We start from the raw sequence: 23,392 nt of genomic DNA, 5'->3' as shown, positions 1-23,392 counted from the left end.
CCTCGGATCGGATCAAGCTCCGCCGCCGGCGGGCGGACGGTCGGCGAGCAGCTCGGACACGCGCAGGCTGAAGCCGGGTGGCGTCGAACCCGGCGTCCCCTGGGTCGCGACGCGGATCTCGATCCGGCCGCCCTGCGCGGCGGGGATGGATGACGCGGCGCCTCACCCCGCGATCTTCTCCAGCGCGACGTCCCGCGTCCGCGGGCCGAGGAGCCCGACGAGCGAGCCTGCGGCCAGCATCGCCGCCGAGATGAACAGGAACACGCCCGGTGTCCCGGCTTCCCGCAGGACGAAGGCGATGACGAAGCCCGTGAAGATCGCCGAGAAGCGGCTCCACGAATAGACGAAGCCGACCGCCCGGGCGCGGATGCCGGTGGGGAACAGCTCGGCCTGATAGGCGTGGAAGCTGTACGACATCACGTTGGACGCCAGGGTCAGGCCGATGCCGAGCGCCACGATGAGTGTGACGTCGCGTGTCTGCGCGAAGGCCAGGCCGCAGCCGATATAGACGAGCGCGGCGGCCACGATGACGTGCTTGCGTTCGAACCGGTCGGCGATGGCAAGCCCGATCAGTGGGCCGACCGGGGCGGCCAGCGCGATCAAAGCCGTGTAGGCGAGGCTCGACGTCACCGTGATGCCCTGGGCCACCAGCAGGGTCGGCACCCAATTGGCGAAGCCGTAGAAGCCCACTGTCTGGAAGACGTTGAACCCCGCCATCATGAGGGCCCGACGCCGATAGGGCTGGACCCACAGATCGCGGAACGCGCCGCGCGGCTGCACGGGCTCCGGCGCGGCCGGTGCGGGAAGCGCGCCGCCATGCTCGGTCGCGATCCGCGCTTCGAGCTGCCGCAGGACCGCCTCGGCTTCCGCCAGGCGCCCGTGCTCGACGAGCCAGCGCGGACTCTCGGGCAGGCCCGCCCGCATCCACCAGACCACGATCGCCGCCGAGGCGCCGATCAGCACCACCCAGCGCCAGCCGTCGATGCCGAGGGGGGCGACCGGGATCAGCAGGTAGGACAGGAACGCCACGACCGGCACGGCGGTGAAGCCGATGCCCTGGCAGAGGGCGAAGGCCCGGCCGCGGATCGCCTTCGGGACCAGCTCGGAGAGGTAGCTGCCGATCGTCACCATCTCCAGGCCGAGGCCGATCCCCGCGACGAGCCGCCAGAGGTTGAGGCCGAAGGCGTCGCTCTGGCAGGCCATCACCACGTTGGCGGCCGTGTAGGCCAGGAGCGACCACGTGAAGATCGCCCGCCGTCCGAACCGGTCGGCGAGCCAGCCGCACAGAAGGGTGCCGATGAACAGGCCGGTGAAGAGCGCGGCCACGAAGCTCGCCACGCCGCTCGCCCCGAACAGGCCGGGGGTCGTCGGCGTCAGGATCCCGGCCTTGACGAGGCCCGGCGCGACATAGCCGGTGAACAGGAGATCGTAGAGTTCGAAGAAGAAGCCGAGGCCGAGCAGCGCCACCAGGCGCCATATCGTGCGCGTGGCGGGCAGACGGTCGAGGCGCGCCAGGATGGCGCCGGCGTCGAGGGCGTCATCGGCGGCCCGGGCCGCTGTCGTCGTCGCCATCATCCCGAGTCCTGCTGCGACGCTTCCGCGTCCTGCCGGCGCAGTGCCGCGGAAGCGGGCGCTGCGCAAGGGGCCGCGCGAGGGGCCGCTCACGCTCCGAAGACGGACCAGCCCATGCGCTGGGTCAACCGCTCCAGGGCGATGCGGCCGAGATGGGAATTGCCTGCCGCGTCGAGACCCGGCGACCAGACGGCGATCGAGGCCTTGCCGGGTGCGATCGCCAGGATGCTGCCGCCGACGCCGCTCTTGCCCGGCAGGCCCACGCGATAGGCGAACTCGCCCGAGCCGTCATAGTGGCCGCAGGTCAGCATGATCGCGTTGATGCGGCGCGCGCGTTCCGCCGAGACCACCGAATGGCCGGTCGAGGGGTTGACGCCATTATGCGCCAGGAACCGGCCGGCACAGGCGAGCTGGCGGCAGTTCATCGCGATGGCGCAGTGATGGAAGTAGACGCCGAGCGTGTAGTCGACCGGATTGTCGATGACGCCGAAGGACTTCATGTAGTTGGCGAGCGCGGTGTTGCGGAAGCCCGTGCGCTTCTCCGAGGCCGCCACCGTCTCGTCGATCGCGATGGTGGAATCCTGCGCGAGGAACTGCATGAATCGCAGGATCTCGCCCAGGGCCTCGCGCGGCTCGTGGCCCGAGAGGATCACGTCGGTGACCGCGATCGCGCCCGCGTTGATGAACGGGTTGCGCGGCACGCCGCGCTCCCGCTCCAACTGGACGATGGAGTTGAACGGGTTGCCCGACGGCTCGCGGCCGACCCGCTTCCAGAGCCGATCGCCGGCCATGCCGAGTGCAAGCGTGAGGGTGAACACCTTCGACACGCTCTGGATTGAGAAGGGCGTCTCGCTGTCCCCCCCGGCGAAGACGCGGCCCTCGGAATCGATTACCGCGATGCCGAACTGGTTGGGATCAACGCGGGCGAGTTCGGGGATGTAGTCCGCGACCGCCCCCCGGTCGGGGCGCTGCGCCATCTCCTCGGAGATCTCACGGATGACGAGGGCGAGGTGGGGCACGGTGTAGCTCACGCGTCGCGATGCGTCGGAACCGGGCCGGTTGGCGACGTCTCGGGCGATGCAAGCTCCGGTCCGGCCGCCGCATGATCTAGCAGCCTGGGCGGATCAAGAGAACTGGAGCGGGCGGACCCGGATGGGTCCGGTTTCGGGTCGCCCGATGCCCTTCCTGTCTGCCGCCGCCGTCTTTGCGAGCGGAGCGAAGCGATCCAGGGGCGCAACCCTCGAGACGATCACCCCGCCCCGGGTCGCTTCGCTGCGCTCGCGATGACGGGACAGGTCCTGAGGGAACCGTATCAGGCGGCGGCGAGGGCCATCGCCATGGATTCCTTCTTCATCAGTTCCCGGAAGAAACCGTCGAGATGGGTCAACTTGTCGGGCGAGCCGTCCTGCGCGATGCGGCCGCCGTCGAGCACGACGATCCGGTCGAAATCCTGCAGCGTCGAGAGGCGGTGCGCGATGGCGATGACGGTCCGGCCCTTCATCAGGTTGGCGAGGGCGTGACGGATCGCCTGCTCGGATTCCGCGTCCAGCGCCGAGGTGGCCTCGTCGAGGAGCAGGATCGGCGAGTTCTTCAGAATGGCTCGGGCGATGGCGATGCGCTGGCGCTGGCCGCCCGAGAGCTTCACGCCGCGGTCGCCCACGATCGTGTCGAAACCCTCCGGCAGCGCCTTGATGAAGTCGGTGCAATGCGCGGCCTCGGCCGCCTGCCAGACCTCCTCGTCGGTCGCATCGGGCCGGCCGTAGCGGATGTTCTCCCGCAGGGACCGGTGGAACATCGAGACGTCCTGCGGCACCACCGTGATGGCCTCGCGCAGGGATTCCTGCGTGACCCGCTCGATGTTCTGGCCGTTGATGCGGATGGCCCCGCCCTGCACGTCGTAGAAGCGCTGGATCAGCGAGAACAGGGTCGACTTGCCGCCACCGGACCGGCCCACCAGGCCGACGCGCTGGCCGGGCTCGATGACGAGGTCGAAATCCGTGAAGACGGGGCGCCCGTCCGGATAGTTGAAGGCGACGTGCTCGAACTCGATCTTGGCGCCCTGGCCGGTCAGCGGCTGCGCCTCCGGATGATCCACGAGGTCGTGGGGCTGGAGCAGGGTGTGCAGCGCCTCGGAGAGACGGGCCGTGTGCTGCGTTGCGTCGACCAGCGCGACCGCGAGGTCGCGGGTGGCGGCGAGGATGCGGATGCCGAGCGTGCAGACCAGCACGACCTGCCCATTCGTCGCCTGGCCGGCTTCCCACATCTGGATCGCCCAGTAGAGCAGGCCGAACACCGCGAGCACGGTCAGCACCGCGTGCACGATGCGCAGCTTCTCAAGATACAGCAGGGACGAGCGACGGGCGCGCATCTCGGTGGCGATGGTGCCCTCGAAGCGCTGGCCCTCACGCTTGAACGCCGAGAAGGCGCGCACGAGCGACATGTTGCCGACGAGGTCGACCATCTCGCCGTCGACGGAGGCGGCCTTGGCGGCGAAATCGTGGTGCAGCGGCTTGCCGGCCGCGGCCATCTTGAACATCAGCACGACCACGGCGGCGAACACGCCCGCCAGGATGCCCGCCATGGTGAGGTTGACGGTGGCGATGTAGGCGATCGACCCGAAGGCCGCGACGGTCGGCGGCATCACGTTGAACACGAACATGTTCTCGACCGTGAAGATCGCGTTCGAGGTCGCCGTGATGCGCGACGCCAGGGTGCCCGGCTGCCGGTCGGAGAAGAAGGTCGGGGAATGGCCGGTCAGGTGCCGGAACAGGTCGCGACGGATGTCGCCGGTGATGCCCACGAAGGTGAAGGCACCCGTCAGCGCTGCCACGCGCCACAGCATGTTGTCGGCGGCGATGAAGGCGATGAGGACCGCGAGCGCGCTCCAGATCACGGTGTTCCCCGAGCCGGGACCCTTCGTCAGCGCGTCGACGACGCCCTTGAGCGCATAATCCGTGGAGACCGAGAAGCCGACGGCGCCGAGCACCGAGACCAGGATGATCAGGTGCGGCAGCCAGCGGCGCCGGAGATACCGTCCGACGAAGGCGAAGGGCCTGTCGGCGTATCGGTGCAGCTCTTCCATCGCGGTGACCATTCCGTATTCGCGCGGCTTTGGCTTACGGGTTGAGGCGAAGTGCAGCGCGGGCGCAGTCGAACCCGCAGCGGCAACGCGAGAGCGTTGCCATATGTTTCACCGACCCGCACCTCCCGCGCGCTTTTATCCGCAGAACCTGAACGCCGCTTGAGCGGCGTGGAAACACCCTAGCGAATCCGGTGCCGCGGCCGGGGTCAGGCCGGGCGCGGCGTCTGGCGCGTCTCCGGCATGATCAGCGCGACCAGCATGAAGGCCGCGAAACCCACGATCGCGAGGCCCAGGAAGGCGCTGTGGCTCCCGAGATGGTCGGCCATGATGCCGGCGAGCGAGGTCGAGAGGGCGGCGCCCATGCCCATCGCGGTGCCGACCGCACCGAGGGCGAGGTTGAAGCGGCCGGTGCCGCGGGTGAGATCCGACACGATCAGCGGCACCATCACGCCGAGCACCGAAGCCGAGATTCCGTCGAGGACCTGGATGGCGACGAGGCCGTAGGGGTTGGTCGTGTAGGCGAGCAGCAAACCGCGGACCGGCAGGGCGCCGAACCCGAACAGCAGCACGGGGTAGCGGCCGAATCGCTCGGCCGCCCGGCCGACCGCCGGGGCGCTGACCGCCAGCACCGCCTGCGGGACCATGATGCAGGCGGCGACCAGCGCGGTGGCGGTCTCGCTCGCCCGCAGGGTCAGGACGCTGCCGACCAGGGGCAGCATCGCGGCATTGGCGAGGAAGAACAGCACCATGCAGGCCGCGAAACACAGGAGGCCGCGGTTGGTCAGCAGCGCCCGGATGCCGTCCTGCCCGGGCGACGGCGCCGCCTGGGCGGCCGCAGGCTCCTTGAGCACACTGGGATCGATGTCCTGGGCGCGGATGCGCGCCAGTGCGATCACCGTCGGGATCCCGAGCGCGGCGGTGAGGTAGAAGACGGCGCCGTTCGACAGGTAATAGCCGATGGCGCCCATCCCGGCCGCGCCGAGGGCATTGCCGAGGGCCGCGAAGCTCGCGTTGCGGCCGAGGCGCTCTCCGGCCTGCGCGCGCCCGACGAGGCCGATGCTGATCGCCGCGATGGCGGGCGTCAGCACGCAGCTCGCTGCCGAGTGCAGGGCCATGGCCAGGAGCACGACCAGGAAGCTCGGCCAGACCGCCAGCGCGAAGGCGCTGCCGGCGATCCCGATCACCGCCACGGCGGCGGCGAAGCGCTTCGAACGCGCGACGTCGACGAAGGCGCCGCCCGGCACCTGGCCCAGCAGCGCGACGAGGCTCCCCACCGTCAGGGCGAAGCCGATATCGGACTGGGTCCACTTGGCCTGCGAGAAGTACACCGCCAGGAACGGACCGAACCCGGTCTGCAGGTTGGCCACGAAGAACGCGAAGGCATCGAGGCCGTAACGGCTCGCCGCCGACATCGCGCGTCCGCCATGGGCGGCTTGAGACGCCGGCGCGCGCGCGGCCTCCGCAGCCTGATCCTTCAGGCGGACGGGACGGGAGCGGATGTCCTGCCGGGGCACGTCGCGCTCGCGGGGGGAGGCGGCGGTTCTGGCCTTCAACCGGGCCACCGTCACTTATCCGGTGCCTTCTCCACGGGAAGGGCGGGCGCGGTCGAGGCCGGAGCCGCCGCGGGCGCCGGTTGCGGCGAGGCGGACGAACCCGGCGCCGGAGCGGCAGGCGTCGGCACGGAAGGCGTGGCCGCCGGTTCGCCCTCGGCCGCGGGGGCGGCCGGGCTGGCGGGGCCGAGCACCACGATCGGCTCGCCGGCCTTGTATTCCGGCGAGACCCGGACCTGGTTGCGGGTCAGCGCGACCGACAGCTTGCGCTCCTTGGCGCCATCGGGCGTGAAGCGCAGGGCGCGCCAGTCCACGGCGATCTTGCGGGTCCCGACCCCGAGGAAGCCGCCGAAATCGATGATGGCCGCGCGCGGGTGGCCGTCCTTGTCGATGATGATGTCGATGACCCGGCCCAGTTCGTCGCCGCCGGCGCTGCGGACGCTGCGGCCGAGCAGGCTCTCGTAATCCTGGGTGTCGAGGACCGTGGCGGGCGTGCCCTGTTGCGGAGCCTGCGCCGCGGGCGCGGGCGGAGTGACGGTCGCCGGTGCGGCCGGCGCTGCAGCGGGGGGAGGATTCGCGGGAGGCAGCGCCGGAGGCACGGCCGGGGGAAGCACGGCCGGGCTTTGCGGGGCGGCTTGGCCGGACGCACCCTCGCTGCCGCTGCCGCTGCCGCCGACCTGGGCCTGCGCCGCAGCTCCCGACGCCCAGAGTGCGAGCGTCACGGCCGCGATCATCCGGTTGGTTCTGAACACGCTGCGTCCTCTGAGGAAAGGCCGGGCTGCACCGGCGCGCCGGCGCGTCCGCGACCGTATCGGCCGGTCCCGGGCCCGCCACCGGCGGGACCCTGCCTGCGGATGGCGTCGTGCCGCAGGACCTGGGCGAAGTTATGGACCGCGAGGACCGGACAGCAAGCCTCGAGCCACGCGCCCGCGCAGCGCTGTCGCGGCGGATCCCGGGACGATCCCCCGCTGCGCGAGGGCGCTGTCTGGTTTTCGCCGCATCCCCGGCGTAGACAACCGCGCATAAGCCCATGCGAGCCGCGGACGGCACCGCGGCCACTTTCGAGGACCACACGATGTCGACCCTCCCCACGTCGCGATGCGCCGCAGCGCGCGGCCTCGCGCTCGGCGCAGCCCTGGCCGGCCTCGTGTCCGGATGTCAGGCGCTCGGCGGCGGCGGCGGCGTGATGCCGGCGACGGAGGTCGGCCTCCCGCCGTCGCTGCGCGGGTCCCTGCCGAACCGTGAGCCGCGCAATGCCGCGGTTGATGCCGACGGGCAGCCGCTCCAGACCGCACCGACGAAGCAGCTCGCAATCCCCAGAACCGCCGGCGGCGCGACCCGGAGCGCCGATAGCGGCGAGCGCCGGATCCGCCGCGAGGACCTCGACGGTGGCAACGCGGCGGTCGGCGGCAGCGGCGGCAGCGGCTCGATGGGCCCGATGCTGTCGCCCGGCGGCAGCGTTGGCCTCGGCGGGAAGTTCTGAGCCGACCGGCTGAGCTCCCCGCCCCGACTCAGGCGGTGGGCGCGCGCAATCCGTAGAAGGTCTCGATCCGGGCGCGATAGCTCGGATCGGCGAAACCGTCCTCGCCGGCCCCGTGGCTCGGAGCCCCCGCGAGCAACCCGGGATCGATATCGACCACGTAGCCGCCGAGTTCCGTGCTGTAGGTCAGGGCCTTCCAGGGCAGCGGGTGATGTGTCTCGCCTAACCCGAGGAAGCCTCCGAAGGCCAGGACAGCGTAGGCGACCTGCCCGGACACCTTGTCCACCATGAAATTGTGGACGGCGCCGAGATGGCGGCCGGTGCGATCATAGACGGCGGTGCCCTCGACCTTGTTGGACGCGATCAGCCGCGGGGTCTCGTCGATGGCGACACCCTCGCCGGTGGGATCGAGTTCCAGCGTGCCGGGCTTCCTCAGGGCGCGTTCATTGGGCAGGTCCGTGGGCATGGTTTCTCCCGGTTCGCGCGGGGTCGTGCCCGCGTGGCGGTCCCTCGGCTCACTAAGCCCGTGGGCCGGGACGGGTTCCGCAGACGGGCCGGCTGTCCGGGCCCGCACCGATCGCTCAGCGGTCGGGCGGCATCCCGGCGCTTGCGCGCCTCTGGTTGATCCGGTCGCGCACCGAGCGGTTCGCCAGGAGCATCTCGAACCCGAAGGCCACCAGGGCGCATAGCGTGCATAGGATCGCGGCGCCGAACAGGCCGAACAGCAGGCTCGCGACCGTGCTGTCGCGCAGGGCTCCGACGAACAGGGTCAGCACCGAGCCGCAGGTCGCCACACCGCCGAGCGCGGCCAGGAACACCGCCGCATCCAGCGCCAGCGAACGCCGGTGAAGCCGGTCCAGGCGCCGCCCGAGGTGGATGCGCTCCGCATCGCCGGCACCGGCCAGCAATCCGGAGACATGGTCGGCCTGATCGGCCACCCGCGCGAGCCGGGCGCCGAAGACGTTAAGCAGCGTCGCGATGCCCGACAGGAGGAAGACCGGGCTCAGCGCCACCTGAACCACGTGGGCGGTGCTCTCCAGGCTTGCGAGGGAGATAGGGTCGATCATGCGGTCGGGCTGATGCACCCGGCGGCCCGGCGCGGCAATCCCGGTCCGCTCAGACCAGGCCGCGGCCCGACGCGATGCCGGGGGCGGCCGTCTCGGCCCGGATCACGAGCCCGAGGCCCGTGATCAGTCCGGTGGCGAGCAGGAGCGCGAGCGTGAGGGCCGGGGCGAACATGTCTGTACATCGCGCGCAGGATTGTTAAGAGCAGGTTTCGCGCCCAGCATCCGGGTGAATAATCTTCACGGCGGCGTCAATTCGGCGATCCCACAGGGGATTTCCGTGCGTGCCTTGTGGATGAGGGGGCCGCAAAGGCAATTTCCCCTTGGAACGGCGGCAGCACCGCTTAGTTGCTGCTATGCTGGCTCGGCCGTGGGGCGATCACGCCCCGGCCTGCGGCCCGAGAACCGGAGGAAGTTTATGGCCACAAAGACCGAGAAGGCTGCGCCGAAGGCGGCCAAGACCACCAAGACTGCGGAGAAGGCTGCTCCGGCCAAGGCTGCGAAGCCTGCCGCCGCGAAGGCGGCCGGCACCAAGCCGAATGCTCTGCAGCAGCCGCTGAAGCCGTCGGCTGAGCTCGGCGCCATCGTCGGGACCAGCCCGCTGCCGCGTGGCGAAGTGGTCAGCAAGGTTTGGGACTACATCAAGAAGAACAACCTTCAGAACCCGGAGAACAAGCGCGAGATCGTTGCCGACGACAAGCTCAAGAAGGTCTTCGGCAAGGACAAGTGCTCGATGTTCGAAATGAACAAGCATCTCGCTGCCCACCTGAAGGCTTGATCGCGTCCTAGAGCCAAGTCCGGCATTTCGTCCGGGCCGACGGCTCTAGGAGCCATCGTGACGCTCCCGTCGTGCCGGAAGACCGGCCGACACGGCGTGGCACGCCGCGGGCGAGGGCCCGGAATCCAGAGCCGCAGATCTATCCGGCTGCTTCGGGCGATCCGCCTGTGCCGGGCAAGGTCCGGCGGGTCTGGATTCCGGGCTTCCCCGTGCGTTGCAGCCCGGAGAGCACACCCTCGTGATCGCGAGTTTTCAGGCCGAACGACCGCGTAACGACCGCGTCTGAAACCGTCCGGCTGCACCCGCACCCGCTCGGGTACTAGGCCAAGCCCTGCAGGACACCGCCGTCGACACGTAGGGCGGCGCCGGTGGTGGCGCTTGCGGCCGGACTGCAGAGATAGGCCACGAGATTGGCCACCTCCTCCACCCGCGCCAGGCGCTGGATCAGCGAGGAGGGCCGGTGCTCCGCGACGAACTTGCGGCCCATCGCCTCCAGATCGGCATCGGCCGCACCGCCGGCCATCTGCTTCATGAACTCGCCGACGCCTTCCGAGAGGGTCGGGCCGGGCAGGACGCTGTTGACCGTCACGCCGCTGCCCGCCACCGTCTGCGCCAGCCCGCGGGAGATGGCGAGCTGCGCGGTCTTGGTCATCCCGTAATGGACCATCTCGGTCGGCGTGTTGATGCCGGACTCGCTGGAGATGAAGATCACCCGCCCCCAGCCCCGCTCCGCCATGCCGGGTGTGTAGGATCGGGACAGGCGCACGCCGCTCATCACGTTGACGTCGAAGAAGCGCTGCCAGTCGGAATCCGGGATCTCGAAGAACGGCTTCGGCTCGAAGATCCCGGTGTTGTTCACCAAGATGTCCACGGCGGGCAGCGCCTCGACCAGGGCGGCAACGCCTTCGGCTGTGGCGACATCGCCGGGCGCCGCGAAGGCGCCGCCGGCTTTTGCCTCGCCCCGCAGCTTCGTGATGGCCGCCTCGACCCGCTCGGGCGTGCGGCCGTTGATGCCGACCTCCGCGCCGAGGTCGCAGAGTTCCCTGGCAATGGCGAAGCCGATGCCGCCGGTCGAGCCGGTGACCAGGGCTTTCCGGCCGGTGAGATCGAGATCCATGGAGCGCTCCAGCACGGTAATCTGAGCATCAACGCGGGCCGGTGTCCCGGGTGGCATTCGGGATCCGTCTAGCCGCTCCGACTCCGGCGCAGGACGCTGGCGCAGCCGCCGATCACCGAGAGCGCCACCGCGCAGGAAAGCGACAGGGTTACGGCCCGCTCGGCCCCCAGGCCGTGCGTCAGGCCGAAGACCACCGCCACCAGGGCCGCGCCCAGCGACTGCCCGGTGAGCCGCGCCGTCGACTGCATCCCGCTCGCCCCTCCAGCCCGTTCGCGCGGTGCCGAGGTGACGATGACCTTGTTGTTGGGCGACTGGAACAGGCCGAAGCCGAGGCCGCACAGGGTCAGCCGCCAGACGATGTCGAAGGTGGCGGGAGAAGCGGGCAGGAGGGTCACGCTGACGAGGCCGGCGGCCATCATCGCGAGCCCGATCCCGCCGAGGATGCCGGGCGGATAGCGGTCGGCGAGGCGGCCGGAGATCGGCGCCATCGCGGCGACCGCGATCGGCCACGGCGTGAGCAGGAAGCCGGTCTGAGTGCTGGTGAGGTGCAGCACGTCCTGGAAGTAGAAGGGTAGCGCCACGTAGGAGACCATCTGGGCGCAGAACGACGCGACGGAGGTGGCCATCGACAAGGCGAAGGCGGGGATCCGCAGCAGGTCCACCGGGAGGAGCGGGGCGGCCAGCCGGATCTGGCGCCGAACGAACACCGCACCGATCAAGAGGGCGGCCGCGAGTTCGATGACGGCGGTGTCCCGCGCCTCCGGATCGCCGAGGCCGTCGATCCCGATGATCAGCAGGCCGAAGGTCAGGGCGTTGAGCACCGCGCTCACGAGATCGAAGGGGCGCCCGCTCGCCGGCGTCACCGGCAGGGTCCGGGACGCCACCGCCAGGGCCAGCAGGCCTACGGGGATGTTGACGAGGAACAGCCACGGCCAGGTCGCCGCCGACAGGATCGCCGCCGCGACGGTCGGGCCGGCGGCCGAGGCCACCGCCACCACCAGCGCGACATTGGCGACGCCCTGGCCGATCATCCGGTGCGGGTAGATGAAGCGCACGAAGCCGATATTGACGCTCATGATCGCCGCGGCGCCGAGTCCCTGGACGATCCGGGCCGCGATCAGCAGCGGCAGGCTCGGCGCCAGCGCGCAGGCCAGGGAGGCGGCCACGAAGACCGCCAACCCCGGCAGGTAGACTTTGCGGAAGCCGAAGATGTCGCCAAGGGCCGCGAAGGGCAGGAGGCTCGCCGTGACGGCGATCTGATAGGCGTTGACCACGAAGATCGCGTCGGCCGGCCGGACCGCCAGATCCTTCGCCACGATCGGCAGCGCGACGTTGACGATGGCCCCGTCCAGGACCGCCATGGTCATGGCAAGCCCGATCGCCGCCATGGCAAGGACCCGCTCGCGCGGCGGCAGGCCGTCCTGAGAGGGTCCTCGTGGGACAGGTCCTCGTGGAACGCCTTGGGGGGTGCCTTGGGGGAGGCCTGGCGTTGCGCCTGGGCCGTGCGGGATCTGCGCCATTCTCGCGCGCTCCTGCGGCGTCCCGGCGGGCCCGTGACGTCGATGGGTGGGAAAATCCGACCGCGGGACGCGCTGCGGATGCCGTTCCCTCTCGCCCAGGCGGCGAGGCCCGTCGAGGGGCGCGGTGTGTCCTATGTCACGACGCGGGCGGGTTTGTTCGCGTCCGATCGCTGCGGTGTTGGGGGAGGGGGCGTGCCGCTCTGTAGCGGATCCCGTGCCCGGCGCAGGATCGCGTTCCGCCGGAGCTCCGGCGATCCGGAAACGGCGCAAGCCTCGCAGGCCGTCAAAACTCAGGATCGCCGGAACCCCGCATGCCGCTCAGGCCAGCATGTAGGTGAGCAGGGAGCGGAGCTGGGCCGGCTTGATCGGCTTGTGCACGAGTTCCGCGCCGGCTGCCGTGACCCGGTCCTCGACCGCCGCCGAATGGTCGGCGGTGGTGACGATGACCGGGAGCGGATCGGGCCGCAGCGCCCGGAGATAGGCGGCCACGTCGAGGCCGCAGGCGCCGTCGTCGAGATGGTAATCGAGCACCAGGATGTCCGGCCGCGCGGCGCCGGCTTCGACGGCGGCCCGCACCCCCGCGAGGTCGCGGAAGGTCGAGACCCGGGCATCCCAGTTGTGAAGCAGGCGCGCGAGGGCATCGGCCGTGGAGACGTCGTTCTCCACGACGAGGACGTGCGCGCCCGAGAGCCGGGTCGCCACCGGGGCCGGGGGGGCGACGGCGGCCGGGATCGTGCTCAAGGGCAGCGTCAGGGCGACCCGGGTCCCGTGGCCGATCCGGGAGCGCAGCCGCAGGGGATGGTCGAGGGCCTGGGCCATGCGGCGGACGATCGACAGGCCGAGGCCGAGGCCCGGATCCTCGCCGCTTCCGGTCCGGGCTCCGCCGCGGAAGAACTCGTCGAAGACGAGGTCGCATTCCTCCGCGGCGATGCCGCAGCCGGTATCGGTCACCTCGATCCGGATGCCGCCGGACCGCCGCCGGGCCGCCAGGACGATCCCGCCGGCATGCGTGTAGCGGACGGCGTTGGAGACGAGGTTCTGGAGAATCCGCTGCAGGAGCACGACGTCGCTCGCGACGGTGACGTCCGGGCAGCGCAGCGACAGCCGCAGGCCCTTGCGCTGCGCGAAGGGCTTGAAGCTCTCCGCCAGCTCCGCCAGCAGGTCGGGCAGAAATACCGGCTGGATCTGCGGCCGGACGATCCCGGCATCGAGCTTGGAGATGTCGAGCAGCGTCTTGATCAGATCCTCGATGGTCTGCAGGCCGCGTTCCACCTGGCCCGCGATGGCGCGCGCCTCCGGCGGCACGTCGAGATCGGCCAGCGCCGAGATCGACAGGCGGGCGGCGTTGACCGGCTGAAGCAGGTCGTGGCTCGCTGCCGCGAGGAACCGGGTCTTGGACCGGTTGGCGGTCTCGGCCTCCTCCTTGGCGGCGGCCAGCGCCTCGTTGGAGCGCTCCAGGCGGTGCATCAGCCCGGTCAGTTCCTCGGTGCGGGTGCGGACCCGGCCCTCGAGCATGATCGCCGTCTGGAACAGCGAGTAGGCACTGCCCCGCTGGTCCATGGAGCGCTCGACATGGGACATCAGCGCGGCGTTGATGCGCTCGAGCTTCTCGATCCGCCGGTGCAGGGAGGCGTCGGTCCCGAGGCCGTTCGGGTGCAGGGTCACGACGCGACCGGGGTCGGGTCGGCACCGGGCGCACCGTCGGCCAGGGCCTTGCCGATGGCGATGCCCGTGAAGGTCTGGTTCAGGTGCATCGCCCGGTACTGCTCGCCGAAGGTCTCGAAGCCGACGACGTTGTAGCTGCGATAGAGGTCGACGATGCCGTGGCGCACCTGCCGGCTCTCGGCGTCGAGGCGACGGAGCACGCATTCGAAGCCGATGATCAGGTCGACGCCGCCGAGCACCGCGTCGAGGCGCGCGAGTTCCGCCCGGGTCGAGGCGACGATGTCGCGCGGCTCGGCGAGCGTGAGCACCACGCCCTCATCGACCGCGCAGAAGAAGCTGAGCGATCCGTCCTCGTTCACCCGCCGGATCGAGCGGCAGAAATACTCGCCGCCGACCTTCACGGCGAGCGGGTAGGCGGCGAAGCTCATCGGCGACAGACCCTCGGGGTCGAGGCCGATCGCCGTCGCGTATTCCCGGGCCGCCGGCTCGGCGTTGAGTTCCTGCACGGTGCGGCGCTCGCCGTCCGAGGCGGTGACCACGAACTTCGTTCGGGTCGGCTCGAAATTGTCGCTCTTGAAGATCTCCACCGAGAAGTCGGTCTCGACGAGGATCAGGACCGCCGCCTTGCGGTGGATCCTCCCGCCGTGGAGGAGGACGGCGTCGCGGAAGCGCAGATCGTCGCCGGCCGAGCCGCCGACGATCGGGATGCCGTCGAGCGCCCAGGCGATCGCCGAGACGACCGTCTCCTCGGCATTGGCAAGCCCGTCGATCAGCGACAGGGCGAAGCGGTGTCCGGAGGCAGCCGCGTCGACCTCGCGGCCTCGGTCCAGCGGGTCGAGGGTCCGGCGCAGCGCCCGGACCGCGGAGGCGGTCCGCTCCACGTCGAGGTGGTCGATGGCGTCGAGGATCGTGGAGACGATCCGGAAACGCTCGGCCGGGAACGCGATGACGACGAGCCCGCGGTCCAGGCCGCCGGCCGGCGCGATGCCGCCGGACATCGAGCAGCCCGCCACCGGCACGCCGGGGAACCGGGTCTCCAGCGCGCGGGCCAGGATCTCGGCATCATAATCCGCGGAGAAGAACGCGACGATCTGGGACAGGGCGGAGTCGCCGACCGCGCGGGCGACCTCAGCGGCCGCGTCGGTGGCCCCGGCCGCGTCCGTCCAGGCCGTCCAGATGCCGCACAGATGGCGGCGCACTCCCGATCCTTGAGCCACGTTCCACCCCCTGCGACCCCCTCGGCAGGCTTGGTGCCCGCTCTTCAGCGTCTTGCGCGGAGTATGTCGTGCGCAACCAAGCGGTGCAACGGGGCGTGTTACCCCGGCCTGGTTCACTCGCGACGCCGACCGGAGGGTGAGCGCTCACTTCATGCAGGCATCCTCGGCCTTCTCGAAGGCCGCGGGCTTGGGCTCGTGCTCGGGCGGCCGGTTGCGGCCGAGCGCCCCGTCCGAGCGGGCGCGGAGATACGTGTATATGTCCGGCAGGTAGCACATGACGTTCTTGTTATCGCCGAAGGCGGGCATGACCAGCTCCTGCGAGGCGTTCACGTCCTTCTTGCCGCCCACGACGATGCCGGCGAAGTGCGCGTAGTCCATGCCCTTGAGGGCGTCGACCAGCGACGGCGCGTAGGTCGAGCCCATCCCGTCCGGGCCGTGGCACACGATGCAGTTCGAATTGTACCGTACGTAGCCGGACATGGTGTACCAGTCGACCTTCTTGCCGCCCTCCGTGACGTGGTAGGTCGGATCGCCGTTCTTGTCGGTGTACTGGCCGTCCTTGAGCTGGGCCGGTTGCGTCGGGCCCTCGCTCTTCAGGTCGGCCGCGGGCGCGCCGGCCGTCGGGGCCGCGGCGGAGGCCGGGAGCATCCCGAGGGTTTCCGCTGCAAGTCCGACCAGGATGATACCGGCAGCCCGGTTCGCGAAGCACCGCATGCGTCGTCCTCCTGCCGCCCACAGGCTTCTTCTTGCTGGCGCGGTGCGGGGATAACGACGAAGCGCGGCGGAGAACGCCTTGCTGCGCCTTCACGTTTTCGCGCATGGCCGATGAGTGCCGCGAGAACCCGACAGAAGGACGCTTATCCGCGTTGCGCACAGCATTAACCTTTTGTTAATCGGCGCATTGCCGCCGGCCCTCCGGCGTGAGAGCTTTCGTTAACGAGAGCTTAACGGTTGGGTCCCGGCGATGCGGTTCGCGGTTTCCATGATGCAGAGACTGGTCAAGGGACCCGCCTCGCGTCGGCTCGCCCGGAGCCGTCTCGCGGCCCTCGCCGCCTTCGCAGCCCTAGGCATCGCGGGCGTCGCCGCCCCGGTTCAGGCGCAGACGCTGGCGAGCCTGCCCACCGAGGCCGGCGCCCGGGTGCAGGGCGACGCGAAGCCGATCGTCGCCTGGGTGACGTTCTGCCAGAGCTACGCGGCCGAGTGCGCGGTCGACCGGAGCGAGCCGGCCCGGATCAGCCTGACGCCCGCCACCTGGGCCACGATCGTGTCGGTCAACCGCCGGGTCAACAAGGCGGTCGAGCCGATGACCGATCAGGACCACCTGCACGTGGCCGATCGCTGGGATCTGGCCGAGGACGGCATCGGCGATTGCGAGGACTTCCAGCTTCTCAAGCGCCACCTGCTGGCCGAGGCCGGCCTGCCGCGGCGGGCGATGCGCATGACCGTGGTGATCGACGAGAAGGGCGAGGGCCACGCGGTGCTGACGCTCGTCACCGACCGGGGCGACCTGGTCCTGGACAACAAGACCAACGCGATCCTGCCCTGGCACAAGACCGGCTACGTCTACATCAAGCGCGAGAGCCAGGACGCGGTCGCCTGGGTCTCGCTCGGCGGCGTCACCTCCCCGGTCACCACCGCCAACCGCTGAAACCCCTCACGCGACCCGGCTCACCGATCCCCGGCAGCCGCCGTTTCGAGACCTGGGCCCTTGATCTTAACCGAGCGCTAACCCTGTTGGCGCCACTCTGTGCCGGGACGGAGTGCCTGATCGATGTCGCGAGCCCGCCAGCTGTCGCCGGCCCTGTTTCTCGGGACAATGCTGATCGTGGGGGCGGCTGGCCGGGCGCAGGCGGCCGACGCCACTGCAATGCGGCATGAGATCTGGCGGGACTGCCTCAGCCGCAATTTCCGGATCCAGGCCGTGCTGACGGAGCGGGACCTCGCTGCCGACGCGGCCTTCCTGGCGTGCCGGGGTTCCGAGGAAGCCTATCTCACGGCCCTGGCAGGCTCGCCGCTCCTCGACGAGACGGATATTGCCCGCGCGCGGCCGCTCGTGGCCGGGCGCTTCCGGGCGTGGCTTGTTGGGCGCAGCGGGTGAACCGTCCCGACAGACCAGCGACCACGACAGGGAGGCTTTCGGGCCAGGCGTCGCCGGCGCCGCGCCTGCTCCGCTTGGCAACCGCTCAGGCGCCGCAGGCACAGCAGCTGCGGACGTTCGAGATCCGTTCTTCAGCGGTTCCGTAGGCCGCATCCGCGGTCCCGTAGGTCCGCCAGTGCTTGATCCATTGCCTGATGTAATGGGACCCCTTCGGGGCGGATGCCAGCTTATGAGCCGCCCAGCAATCGGCGAGCTTCGTCGAGGTCGTGTGGATGGCCAGATGGCCATATTCGTGAACGACGTAAAAATGGCTGGCGTCAGAAACCTGTGCATCGACTTCTGCGGCCCGCGCAGGACAGAAATACAGGATGCCATCGTTAATTGCCGCAACCCTGCCGGCAGTTCTTTCACATCTGTTTTTTGAAGAAAAGGTGAGTAGCTCGCCAGTCGGTCGCCATTGGGATAATGATGGTGATATAGAAATCGCGTAGAGAATTGCGGAGGCAATAAGACTTCTGCAGATGGCCATGATGTTTCTGCCGAATCGAATGCTGCAGAAGATCTTATAGCAGGATCGGCGGGATCTGACGCTTCCGGCTCGGATTCTCATGACTCGGGCGGCAAGCCTTGGCCCGGGACAGCCGCGGCTCCTGACCATTCAGAATATGGAAGCCGGCTGCGACTCGGGCGGCTCAACCCTTCAGGCGGGCCTTGATCCGCCTGGTGAGCCCGTCGCGAACGTCGCGGTAGGCGTCCAGGCGCTGCTCCCGAGAGGCGTCCTGAACCAGAGTCGGATCGGGGGTCGGCCAGTACTCGACATCGGCCGCGAGCGTGTGCGTCAGGTCCAGTGCGCGGTGATGCGCCTCGGGTGCGAGGGTGATGATCAGGTCGAAGTTCAGCCCCTCCCAGTCCTCGAGCTCCTCGATGGTGCGGGGCCGATGTCGGCTCGCGTCGATCCCGACCTCGTCGAGCGCCGCGATCATGAACGGGTCGGTGGGCTCGCCGGAGCGTACCCCGGCCGACTGCACGTAGGTGGACTTGCCGAAATAGGCGCGCGCGATCGCCTCCGCCGCCACCGAGCGTACGGCGTTGTAGTTGCACATGAACAGGACGGACTGCACCCGCCGCTTCTTCGGAGGGGCGTCGGGGGCAGGCTCGGGAACGGGCTCAGCCATCGCCGGTCGGCGCGGAGGGCGCCCTAGCCCTTCCAGTGCAGCGCGAAGATCAGGGTGAACAGGCGGCGGGCCGTATCATGGTCGAGGTCGACCTTGCCCTCCAGGCGCTGCTTCAGCGTGTCGGATGCCTCGTTGTGTAGACCGCGCCTGCCCATGTCGATCGCCTCAATCTGCGACGGCGAGGCGGTGCGGATCGCGTTGTAGTAACTTTCGCAGATCATCTCGTAGTCGCGGATCACCCGTCGGAACGGGGTCAGCGACAGGAGGTGCGTCATCACCGGCTCGCCGCCCACCGTGGTGATGGCGAAGGAGAGCTTGTTCTCGACGAGGCCGAGCGTCAGCGCGTAGGGGCCCTCGCGACCCGGGATCGTGAAGGAATTGTCCTCCAGAATGTCGAACAGCGCGATCGCCCGCTCGTGCTCCTGATCCGGGTTGCCGCGGGCGATGGACGCCTCGTCCAGGCTCACCTTCGCGAGGCGGTTCGGCCCGCGCTGCTTCTCCGCCATCCCCAAAGCCTCACAGGTTCAACCGGATCGCGACGGAGCGGGCATGCCCCTCCAGGCCCTCGGACCGGCCGAGGTTTATCGCTGCCGGGCCGAGCGCCCGCAAGCTCTCCGGCGTGCAGGCGAGGATCGTCGTCCGCTTCATGAAGTCGAGCACCCCGAGTCCGGAGGAGAACCGCGCGGAGCGGGCGGTCGGCAGGACGTGGTTGGGGCCGCCGACATAGTCGCCGATCGCCTCCGGCGTGTGCGAGCCGAGAAAGATCGCGCCGGCATTGCGCACTTTGCCGGCGAGCGCCTCCGCGTCCTGGGTCTCGATCTCCAGATGCTCCGGGGCGAGTCGGTCGACGAGGGGCACGGCCTCGTCGAAGGTCCGCACCCGCACGATGGCACCATAATCGCGCCAGCTCGCCCGGGCGATCTCCTGGCGGGGCAGGGTGGTGAGGGCGCGCTCCACCGCACCGTCGACGGCGTCGGCCAGTTCGGCGCTGTCGGTGATTAGGATCGCCTGGGCCGCGACGTCGTGCTCGGCCTGCGCCAGCAGGTCGGCGGCGATCCAGTCCGGGTTGGCGTGGCCGTCGGCCAGGATCAGCACCTCGGAGGGGCCGGCGATCATGTCGATCCCGACCTGGCCGAAGACCCGGCGCTTGGCCGCCGCAACCCAGGCATTGCCCGGCCCGACGACCTTGGCCACGGGGGCGATGGTGGCGGTGCCGTAGGCGAGCGCCGCCACGGCCTGGGCACCGCCCACCCGGTAGATTTCGTGGACGCCGGCGAGCTGCGCGGCGGCGAGGACCAGCGGATTCATCTGGCCATCCGGAGTCGGCACGACCATGACGAGCCGCGGCACCCCGGCGACGCGGGCGGGAAGCGCGTTCATCAGCACCGAGGAGGGATAGCTCGCGGTCCCGCCCGGGACGTAGAGCCCCACCGATTCCAGCGCCGTCCAGCGCCAGCCGGCTGTGACGCCGAGAGCGTCAGTGGCCCGGTGATCCTCGGGTCGCTGGGCCCGGTGGAAGCTCTCGATCCGCTCGGCCGCGAGGCGCAGGGCTTCCAGGGAATCCGGCGGACAGGCCGCGACCGCCGCGACGATCTCCGCCTCCGTGACCCGCAGGTGCTCGGCCGTGAAATCATCGCCGAGGCGGTCGAAGCGCCGGGTGAAATCGACCAGGGCCGCGTCGCCGCGGGCGACGACGTCGGCGATGATGCCGCGCACCGCCTCGTCCACGTCCTCGGCGATCTCGCGCTTCACCGTCAGGAGGTGCGCGAAGGCGGCGGCAAAATTCGGATCGCTGCTGTCGAGCCGGACCATCGGAAAGCCTTCTGTCTCGCGTCAGGCCGCCGGACCGGCGGCCGTGTCGGTGTCGATGTTGTGGCCGGGACGGGTGGCCGATTCCCAGACCGGGCCGAGATCCTTCATCCGGACCTCGATGCACTCGACCGCAAGCCGGAGGGCTGCGCCGCCGGAGAAGACGAGGTCGATATGCCCGGAGGGCGCATCCGTCGGCTCGAAGGTCAGGGCGAGCAGGCTCATGGGCGTGGTGTCGCCCGGCATCAGCCCGCGACTCTTCACGCCCTGAACGCGCTCGATGTGCAGGCCGGTGAGGCGACGGCGGGGCGGGGCGTCCGGCGTCCAGTCGAAGCGCCGCGCGACCATGAGGAAGCGCTGCTCGCCGGCGAGATAGGTCAGATCCTCCGGCCGCAAAATCGCGTCCTGCAGGTGGGCCGAGATCACGGTCAGGTCCTCGGTGTCGAGGGCGGCGAGCCTGAGCAGCTCCATGCAGAGGGTCCTCGGGGAATACGGGGCGCGGGTCGGAAGGTGGGGGCCGGCCTGCGGCACGGCGTAGGTAGCGGCGCGACCCCGTTCGGGCAACGGCTGGGCTGGGGATCACGATCCCGGGCGGGTCCAGGCTCGGCCCAGCGCCACCGCTTAGAAGCGGCGGCGGACGAGCCCAGGCAGGGAGCGGATGGCCAAGCTCACGACGCACGCGGTTCTGGCGGTGGTGACGATTGGAATGCAGGCGGTCGGTCCCGCGGGCGCGCAGGTCGGCCCGGACGCGCGGCCCTATATCTACGGCCGTCCGGGGCCGGATCGCGACGCCTATGCTCCGCCGCCCGGAGGGCGCCCGCCGCCGCCTGCCGATGACGGCTACGGCTGGCGTCCGCCTCCACCGCCATTCGAGGACGAATACGACCGGCCCCGCCTGCGCTGGCCCGCCGGCCCCGGGCGCCGGTGGGACGACAGCGTCTGCGTGACCGCCCGCGGCACGTGCCTGACGCGACCGGCACCGCCCGATGCGCCCTGCGGCTGCGACATGCCCGGCTTCGGCTACAAGCGCGGGAGGATCGCGGACTGAGCGCACCGGCTGTCGCGCAGGGTCCGTAGGGAATGGGCCGCCGAGATGCCGGGCCGGGGGCGAGACGGGGCACCTGCGCGACCTTCGGACTGATCCGGTGGCCTGGTTTCCCCGGTCTTCCGGGCGGTCGACGGGCGTGTCAGGCCCTCACGCGCTCGATCTGCGCGCCGCAGCGGGCGAGCTTGGCCTCCAGAGCCTCGAAGCCGCGGTCGAGATGGTAGACCCGGTTGATCTGGGTCTCGCCCTCGGCGGCAAGGCCCGCGATGACCAGGGAGACCGAGGCGCGCAGGTCGGTGGCCATGACGGGGGCGCCCCTCAGCCGCTCCACGCCCTCGACGATGGCGAGGTCGCCCTCGAGGCGGATCTTCGCGCCGAGGCGGGCCAGTTCCTGCACGTGCATGAACCGGTTCTCGAAAATGGTCTCGCGGATGTGCGACTGGCCCTTGGCGAGGGTCATCAGCGCCATGAACTGCGCCTGCAGATCCGTGGGGAAGCCCGGAAACGGGTCCGTGGTGACGTCGACCGCCGCGATGCCGGCGCTGTTGCGGCGCACGCGGATACCGCCTTCGACCTGGGTGATCTCCGCCCCCGTGGTCGACAGGACGTCGAGGGCCGCGTGCAGAAGCTCGGCCCGGGTGTCCTTGAGGACGACGTCGCCGCCGGTCATCGCCACCGCCATGGCGTAGGTTCCCGTCTCGATCCGGTCGGGCAGGACCTCGTGGCGGGCGCCGTTCAGGCGCGCCACGCCCTCGATCTCGATGCGCGGCGTGCCGGCGCCGCGGATCTTGGCGCCCATCTTGTTCAGGCATTCCGCGAGATCGACCACCTCCGGCTCGCGGGCGGCGTTCTCGATCACCGTCGTCCCGTAGGCGAGGGCGGCGGCCATCAGCGCGACATGCGTTCCGCCGACCGTGACCTTGGGGAAGGCGACCTCGGCGCCGCGCAGGCCGTTCTTCGTGCGGGCGACCACGTAGCCGGCGTCGATCTCGATCTCGGCCCCGAGCTTCTCCAGTGCCATGATCAGCAGGTCGACCGGCCGGGTGCCGATGGCGCAGCCGCCGGGCAGCGACACCTTGGCCTCGCCGAACCGGGCGAGCAGCGGCGCGATCACCCAGAAGCTCGCCCGCATCGTTGAGACGAGGTCGTAGGGCGCGGTGGTGTCGATGACGTTGGAGGCGGTGAGCCGGATGGTCTGACCCGTCTCGGTGGTCTGACCGGGGCGCTTGCCGACGACCATGTGGTCCACGCCATGGTTGCCGAGGATCCGCGTCAGCGCCGCGATGTCGGCGAGCCGTGGCACGTTGATCAGCTCCAGCGTCTCGCCCGTGAGCAGGCTGGCGATCATCAGCGGCAGCGCCGCGTTCTTGGCGCCCGAGATCGGGATCACGCCGTTGAGCGGCGCGCCGCCGGTGATGTGGATGCGGTCCATCGTTTGTCCTCGGGCGGCGCACCCTCGATGGCGCGCGGCCGGCCGTGCTGCTCGCGGGCGCGGCAGCGCCCAGGCTTGGCCGTGCCCTATAGACCGGATTTGTCGGAATCAGGACCTCTTCCGTCAGGTTCGTGCGCGCAGGACGGGTCCGCGTCCGGAGAGGGCCTCGCCTCCGCCCTGCCGCGGTCCTGCGCCTTCCGACGGCGCAAATTCTGTCGCAGCGCCGCCTTCAGACGTTCCGCGCGCTCGTCCTTCGCCTTTGTCATGGCGCGACCCTTGGTCGCCGCAAGGTTGGGGCGCGCACGTTCTTGCCGGGTGAGCCATCTGCGGGTGGAAACATGGGCTGATACAGGGCGCTGGAGCCAAGTTCGGACGGGAAGATCCTGCCGGACGCTAGCCGGTTCGCGAGGGCCTCTCAACGGATGCAAGGCAGCGATGTCGGAACCTTACCTTGAACCAGTTCCAGATCCGCGCGTATCTTCCGGCCCTCACGCGAATGACTGACCGAGGCCGGACCTCGATCGCGGGACCCGGGCGCTCGAAGGCGCCACCCGCGCGGCCGAACACGCGAAGGACGCTCGATGACCGTCACCCGGATGCCCAGCACGATGCTCGCCGCAGCGGGATCGACGCGTGCCGGTTCCGGCTACGAGCGATACTTCCGCGGCGCCCTGGATCAGTTGCACGGCGAGCGGCGCTACCGTGTGTTTGCGGATATCGAGCGGATTTCGGGGCGGTTTCCGACGGCCAAGTGGCGCCAGCCCGACGGCAAGACGGCCGAGATCACG

At 70.1% G+C, this 23,392-nt stretch carries 25 protein-coding genes and 1 pseudogene; 6 read left to right on the top strand and 20 right to left on the bottom strand.

What is annotated here, in order from left to right:
• Positions 1-162 precede the first annotated feature (162 nt).
• The 5 genes from CIW48_RS06720 to CIW48_RS06700 all read right to left on the bottom strand — a co-directional run bounded on the left by CIW48_RS06720 (position 163) and on the right by CIW48_RS06700 (position 6,938).
• On the bottom strand, positions 163-1,572 hold the full coding sequence (locus CIW48_RS06720; protein ID WP_149310127.1) for an MFS transporter: 1,410 nt from the start codon (positions 1,570-1,572) through the stop codon (positions 163-165).
• Between the two features lie 89 nt (positions 1,573-1,661).
• The gene (locus tag CIW48_RS06715; RefSeq protein ID WP_149310298.1) at positions 1,662-2,591 is read right to left on the bottom strand and encodes a glutaminase; all 930 of its coding nucleotides are present in this window, start codon (positions 2,589-2,591) and stop codon (positions 1,662-1,664) included.
• 293 nt (positions 2,592-2,884) lie between these two features.
• Positions 2,885-4,654 (bottom strand): ABC transporter ATP-binding protein, encoded by a 1,770-nt coding sequence (locus CIW48_RS06710; protein ID WP_149310126.1) that lies wholly within the window; start codon positions 4,652-4,654, stop codon positions 2,885-2,887.
• A gap of 206 nt (positions 4,655-4,860) precedes the next feature.
• Positions 4,861-6,222 (bottom strand): MFS transporter, encoded by a 1,362-nt coding sequence (locus CIW48_RS06705; RefSeq protein ID WP_149310125.1) that lies wholly within the window; start codon positions 6,220-6,222, stop codon positions 4,861-4,863.
• A complete protein-coding gene (locus CIW48_RS06700; protein ID WP_149310297.1) occupies positions 6,219-6,938 on the bottom strand; it encodes a PRC-barrel domain-containing protein in 720 nt (239 codons plus the stop codon). Before CIW48_RS06700 ends, CIW48_RS06705 begins: the two co-directional genes overlap by 4 nt.
• A 341-nt stretch (positions 6,939-7,279) precedes the next feature.
• Between CIW48_RS06700 and CIW48_RS06695 the strand changes: the two genes are divergently transcribed.
• A complete protein-coding gene (locus CIW48_RS06695; protein ID WP_091778558.1) occupies positions 7,280-7,687 on the top strand; it encodes a hypothetical protein in 408 nt (135 codons plus the stop codon).
• A gap of 28 nt (positions 7,688-7,715) precedes the next feature.
• Here the strand turns inward: CIW48_RS06695 and CIW48_RS06690 are convergent, their stop codons facing one another.
• From CIW48_RS06690 to CIW48_RS34465, 3 genes are all read right to left on the bottom strand, one after another.
• On the bottom strand, positions 7,716-8,150 hold the full coding sequence (locus CIW48_RS06690; protein ID WP_149310124.1) for a PRC-barrel domain-containing protein: 435 nt from the start codon (positions 8,148-8,150) through the stop codon (positions 7,716-7,718).
• A 115-nt stretch (positions 8,151-8,265) separates the two neighbouring features.
• Positions 8,266-8,751, bottom strand: coding sequence for a DUF2721 domain-containing protein (locus CIW48_RS06685; RefSeq protein ID WP_149310123.1), 486 nt, complete (start codon positions 8,749-8,751; stop codon positions 8,266-8,268).
• Positions 8,752-8,800: 49 nt separating this feature from the next.
• Positions 8,801-8,923 carry a hypothetical protein gene (locus CIW48_RS34465; protein WP_281407330.1) on the bottom strand — a complete coding sequence of 41 codons (123 nt, stop codon included), beginning with the start codon at positions 8,921-8,923 and terminating at the stop codon, positions 8,801-8,803.
• Between the two features lie 243 nt (positions 8,924-9,166).
• On the opposite strand from CIW48_RS34465, the gene CIW48_RS06680 reads away from it, so the two are divergent.
• The gene (locus CIW48_RS06680) at positions 9,167-9,526 is read left to right on the top strand and encodes an SWIB/MDM2 domain-containing protein (RefSeq protein WP_149310122.1); all 360 of its coding nucleotides are present in this window, start codon (positions 9,167-9,169) and stop codon (positions 9,524-9,526) included.
• 319 nt (positions 9,527-9,845) lie between these two features.
• On the opposite strand, the gene CIW48_RS06675 is transcribed toward CIW48_RS06680, so the two are convergent.
• The 5 genes from CIW48_RS06675 to CIW48_RS06655 form a co-directional block, all read right to left on the bottom strand.
• Positions 9,846-10,643, bottom strand: a complete 798-nt coding sequence (locus CIW48_RS06675; RefSeq protein ID WP_149310121.1) for an SDR family NAD(P)-dependent oxidoreductase — start codon at positions 10,641-10,643, stop codon at positions 9,846-9,848.
• 68 nt (positions 10,644-10,711) lie between these two features.
• The gene (locus CIW48_RS06670) at positions 10,712-12,031 is read right to left on the bottom strand and encodes an MFS transporter (protein WP_246695154.1); all 1,320 of its coding nucleotides are present in this window, start codon (positions 12,029-12,031) and stop codon (positions 10,712-10,714) included.
• 450 nt (positions 12,032-12,481) lie between these two features.
• Complete coding sequence (locus tag CIW48_RS06665; RefSeq protein WP_149310119.1) at positions 12,482-13,828, bottom strand: hybrid sensor histidine kinase/response regulator; 1,347 nt, start codon at positions 13,826-13,828, stop codon at positions 12,482-12,484.
• Positions 13,825-15,027, bottom strand: a complete 1,203-nt coding sequence (locus CIW48_RS06660) for an FIST N-terminal domain-containing protein (RefSeq protein WP_246695153.1) — start codon at positions 15,025-15,027, stop codon at positions 13,825-13,827. The genes CIW48_RS06665 and CIW48_RS06660 overlap by 4 nt, the downstream gene beginning before the upstream one ends.
• A 162-nt stretch (positions 15,028-15,189) precedes the next feature.
• The gene (locus tag CIW48_RS06655) at positions 15,190-15,759 is read right to left on the bottom strand and encodes a c-type cytochrome, methanol metabolism-related (RefSeq protein WP_149310117.1); all 570 of its coding nucleotides are present in this window, start codon (positions 15,757-15,759) and stop codon (positions 15,190-15,192) included.
• 250 nt (positions 15,760-16,009) lie between these two features.
• On the opposite strand from CIW48_RS06655, the gene CIW48_RS06650 reads away from it, so the two are divergent.
• Positions 16,010-16,693: a transglutaminase-like cysteine peptidase gene (locus CIW48_RS06650; RefSeq protein WP_173009201.1), complete on the top strand. Its 684-nt coding sequence runs from the start codon at positions 16,010-16,012 to the stop codon at positions 16,691-16,693.
• Positions 16,694-16,816: 123 nt separating this feature from the next.
• On the top strand, positions 16,817-17,143 hold the full coding sequence (locus CIW48_RS06645) for a hypothetical protein (protein WP_149310116.1): 327 nt from the start codon (positions 16,817-16,819) through the stop codon (positions 17,141-17,143).
• An 85-nt stretch (positions 17,144-17,228) separates the two neighbouring features.
• Here the strand turns inward: CIW48_RS06645 and CIW48_RS06640 are convergent, their stop codons facing one another.
• The 5 genes from CIW48_RS06640 to CIW48_RS06620 all read right to left on the bottom strand — a co-directional run bounded on the left by CIW48_RS06640 (position 17,229) and on the right by CIW48_RS06620 (position 20,598).
• The gene (locus CIW48_RS06640; protein ID WP_149310115.1) at positions 17,229-17,672 is read right to left on the bottom strand and encodes a hypothetical protein; all 444 of its coding nucleotides are present in this window, start codon (positions 17,670-17,672) and stop codon (positions 17,229-17,231) included.
• A 163-nt stretch (positions 17,673-17,835) separates the two neighbouring features.
• Positions 17,836-18,318 carry a low molecular weight phosphatase family protein gene (locus CIW48_RS06635; protein WP_149310114.1) on the bottom strand — a complete coding sequence of 161 codons (483 nt, stop codon included), beginning with the start codon at positions 18,316-18,318 and terminating at the stop codon, positions 17,836-17,838.
• A 23-nt stretch (positions 18,319-18,341) separates the two neighbouring features.
• Positions 18,342-18,824: a UPF0262 family protein gene (locus CIW48_RS06630; RefSeq protein ID WP_149310113.1), complete on the bottom strand. Its 483-nt coding sequence runs from the start codon at positions 18,822-18,824 to the stop codon at positions 18,342-18,344.
• A gap of 10 nt (positions 18,825-18,834) precedes the next feature.
• On the bottom strand, positions 18,835-20,130 hold the full coding sequence (hisD, locus tag CIW48_RS06625) for a histidinol dehydrogenase (protein WP_149310112.1): 1,296 nt from the start codon (positions 20,128-20,130) through the stop codon (positions 18,835-18,837).
• 21 nt (positions 20,131-20,151) lie between these two features.
• Positions 20,152-20,598 (bottom strand): DUF2948 family protein, encoded by a 447-nt coding sequence (locus tag CIW48_RS06620; protein ID WP_091789891.1) that lies wholly within the window; start codon positions 20,596-20,598, stop codon positions 20,152-20,154.
• A gap of 187 nt (positions 20,599-20,785) precedes the next feature.
• On the opposite strand from CIW48_RS06620, the gene CIW48_RS06615 reads away from it, so the two are divergent.
• On the top strand, positions 20,786-21,175 hold the full coding sequence (locus tag CIW48_RS06615) for a hypothetical protein (RefSeq protein ID WP_149310111.1): 390 nt from the start codon (positions 20,786-20,788) through the stop codon (positions 21,173-21,175).
• Positions 21,176-21,314: 139 nt separating this feature from the next.
• Here CIW48_RS06615 and murA read toward each other — a convergent pair whose 3' ends face one another.
• Together murA and CIW48_RS33835 are read right to left on the bottom strand one after the other, a co-directional pair.
• Positions 21,315-22,604 carry a UDP-N-acetylglucosamine 1-carboxyvinyltransferase gene (gene murA, locus CIW48_RS06610; protein ID WP_149310110.1) on the bottom strand — a complete coding sequence of 430 codons (1,290 nt, stop codon included), beginning with the start codon at positions 22,602-22,604 and terminating at the stop codon, positions 21,315-21,317.
• A gap of 86 nt (positions 22,605-22,690) precedes the next feature.
• On the bottom strand, positions 22,691-22,870 hold the full coding sequence (locus CIW48_RS33835; protein ID WP_149310109.1) for a hypothetical protein: 180 nt from the start codon (positions 22,868-22,870) through the stop codon (positions 22,691-22,693).
• A gap of 315 nt (positions 22,871-23,185) precedes the next feature.
• Between CIW48_RS33835 and CIW48_RS06600 the strand changes: the two are divergent.
• A pseudogene (locus tag CIW48_RS06600) lies at positions 23,186-23,392 on the top strand (5-aminolevulinate synthase); the annotation flags it as partial.

Source organism: Methylobacterium sp. P1-11 (assembly GCF_008329595.1).
Classification (GTDB): Bacteria; Pseudomonadota; Alphaproteobacteria; order Rhizobiales; family Beijerinckiaceae; genus Methylobacterium.
The sequence above is the reverse complement of the archived record's forward strand: the minus strand, read 5'-3'. Positions and strand labels throughout refer to the sequence as shown.